The sequence below is a fragment of the Candidatus Darwinibacter acetoxidans genome (assembly GCF_041936445.1).
In the GTDB taxonomy this organism is placed as follows: Bacteria; Bacillota; Limnochordia; order Darwinibacteriales; family Darwinibacteriaceae; genus DTU010.
This window is the reverse complement of the sequence record NZ_JBHGXH010000288.1, coordinates 1-2,509: the sequence shown is the minus strand read 5'-3', so window position 1 is coordinate 2,509 and position 2,509 is coordinate 1. Positions and strand designations below refer to the sequence as shown.

General features: G+C 59.4%; 2 protein-coding genes. Both read left to right on the top strand.

Annotated elements, in window-relative coordinates; all coding sequences use genetic code 11:
• Window positions 1–1,850: DNA primase family protein (locus ACE4YL_RS11165; protein ID WP_461369650.1), on the top strand; the 1,850-nt coding region annotated here is incomplete at its 5' end.
• On the top strand, window positions 1,847–2,302 hold the full coding sequence (locus ACE4YL_RS11160) for a hypothetical protein (protein WP_461369649.1): 456 nt from the start codon (window positions 1,847–1,849) through the stop codon (window positions 2,300–2,302). The genes ACE4YL_RS11165 and ACE4YL_RS11160, both read left to right, overlap by 4 nt.
• The last annotated feature ends 207 nt before the right edge of the window (window positions 2,303–2,509 follow it).

Sequence of the window (2,509 nt, the reverse complement as noted above, 5' to 3'; positions counted from 1 at the left end):
ATAACGGGTGCAGCGGGAACGGGTGGACGGAGCTTCGCGCCCTGGTGGAGCCGAAGCGCCCGAAGCCGACCCCGGTCCGGACCGACGCCCGGCGGGAGACGGTGACGGCAGGTGCACCCGACGCGGCCGCCCGGGAAGAGGCAGTCACGGTGGCCGGTCTATGTGACATCGCAGAACCGACGAAGGCCGGCGGCATCCGCATATTGTACCCCAGGCTCGCGGCGCTCATCCACGAGGAGATGCACACCATCTCGTACGGCGAGAGAGTCTATGTTTACCGTGACGGGGTTTATTCTGCCGACAAAGGCCAGATTGCAGCGCGGATTAAAGAGATACTGGAATCGGTCGGGTATATGGGCGCGTTTTCCACCGTCCGGCGCGAGGTTCTTGCATACCTCCTCGCAACCAATCTGGTAGACGAGTACCCGTTCAATCGGTGCGAGTGGCACCTTTCAGTGAAGAACGGCGTTCTTCGTATCGACCCGGAAACGTACCAGATGGAACTTCTGCCACACTCACCGGAGTATCGGTTCAGTTACAAGTTGCCGGTGGTATTCGACCCATCAGCAAACGACACCTTCATCAAGCAGACGCTATCGGACTGGGTAGATGCCGACGAAGTACCGTATCTCCTCCAGCCCGTTGCGGTTGCAATCCTTCAATCATGGGGACGAGCACAGAAACAGGCGTTTCTCTTCGAAGGAAACCGCGACGGCGGCAAAACGACATACTGCGACTTCCTGTATGCGTTCTTCGGTACAAGCGGTTATGCACAGGTCGACCTCTATCGACTCGCAGAAGATAGGTTTGCGATCGCGAACCTGGAGCACCGATTAATCAACATCTACGACGAGGCACGAGCGGTCAACGTAAAGACAGCCGAATCCATCAAGAACCTGACTGGCGGATTATCGCACTCGATTGAGCGGAAACACGAGAACTCGTATACCGCGACGATATCGGCGGCTCATGTCTTTTGCTGCAACAAACCGCCGCGAGTGGACGAGGGCGCAGATGATGCGTTCTGGTCCCGATGGATTCACGTAGTCTTCGGAAACCAGTTCCCGCGAGACGACAGTTTCAAAGACCGGTTGATTACTCAAGAAAACCTATCGGCGTTCTTGAATCTCGTGCTCGATGTCGTGGTCGCGGTGATGCGAGACCGAAACGCACTCCGACGGATGAGCGCCGATGAAGTGCGCGAACGGTGGAACGAGTCAGCCGACGAAACCGCCCGCTTCCTATGGACACACTTCGACCGGGACCCTACCGCGACCGTGCCAAAGGATGACGTGTATGGTGCGTACGTCCGGTTCTGCACCGATACGAAGATCGGCGCGAAGGCAAAATCGACGTTCTCCATGCACATCGGCCGGCTGGGGATCAAAGGCGTGAAGCTGCGGGCGGGAGACCGCCGGGTGCCAGCGTATGCCGGTATCCGGTGGAAGCCCGATTCACCGTATCTTGGTCCAGGTGGTCCGGGTATTTCTTCTTTTAAGAGTGCAAAAAAAGAAGTACAAAAGGAAGTACAAGAGTGCATTAATAAGTTGCCAGAAGGCCGGACCACCCGGACCGAAACCCCGGTCACACCCGGGTGTGGTGAACCAACACCAGGTATGCACTCTGGCAATAACGGTGACTCGCCCGACAAGGGGAGGGTGCCCTACTCTCCTGACCCCGACGACTACAGTACACTTGGTCACCCACAGTTCAACCAGAGGTGTGCAGCGTGTAACACGGTCGGCGTATTATACCGCGAGCGACCCCTGGACTTCAACGTCAAGCGCGGCACGGCCGGACTCTGTAAAGCCTGTTTTGAAAAACTCACTACCGAGGAGGTGCGCCCATGACCCCGACCCTCTCCCGTCAGTTTTTCGAGACCTTCCCGCCGGAGGTTGCCCGGGCGATCCTCGAGGGCCGACCCCTCCGGATCCACGCGGCGAAAGTCTCCGTGGTCCGGGATAAGACCGGTGCAGCGTTTGCGATCGATACCCTCCCGCGCGACGGCCGCCCGAAGGAGTGGGAGCGGACCACGCAGAAGATCTGCAAGATCCTGAAGGACGAGGTGGACCGACTGCCGGTGGAGACAAAACGAGCTCTCGCAGCCGTCGCTCACATCCTCCCTGCAGGAGAACCGATCCTCCTCTTCCAGGTCGAGACCTGGCTAAGCATGAAGGACGACGGCGGCTCGTGGTGGGAGGTCCCCGCATACCTGCCCCTCGTGGCCATCAGCATCCCGGACGTTGTCAAGGCCTCCGAGCGGGCGAAGAAGCGTGTGCTCCGGGTGGTGACCAGAATATGAGCCGCACCGTTGACTGTGCACGACTACCACAGGCAGCCGGCGACCGCGGCGAAGTATCGAGTAGAGGCGGCCGCCCTGAGAGAACGCATAGCGAAGGTGACAGCATGACAGAAACCGCGGTTTTACTGGCAGATAACGGGCGGGATGGAGGTGCAACCGCACCCCTACCGCCCGCGGTCCGGGCAACCGGGACCGGAAACGACGCAC

Excerpts from the sequence above, each read along its gene's own strand:
- ACE4YL_RS11160 (WP_461369649.1), top strand. The coding sequence starts at position 1,847 with ATGACCCCGACCCTCTCCCGTCAGTTTTTCGAGACCTTCCCGCCGGAG.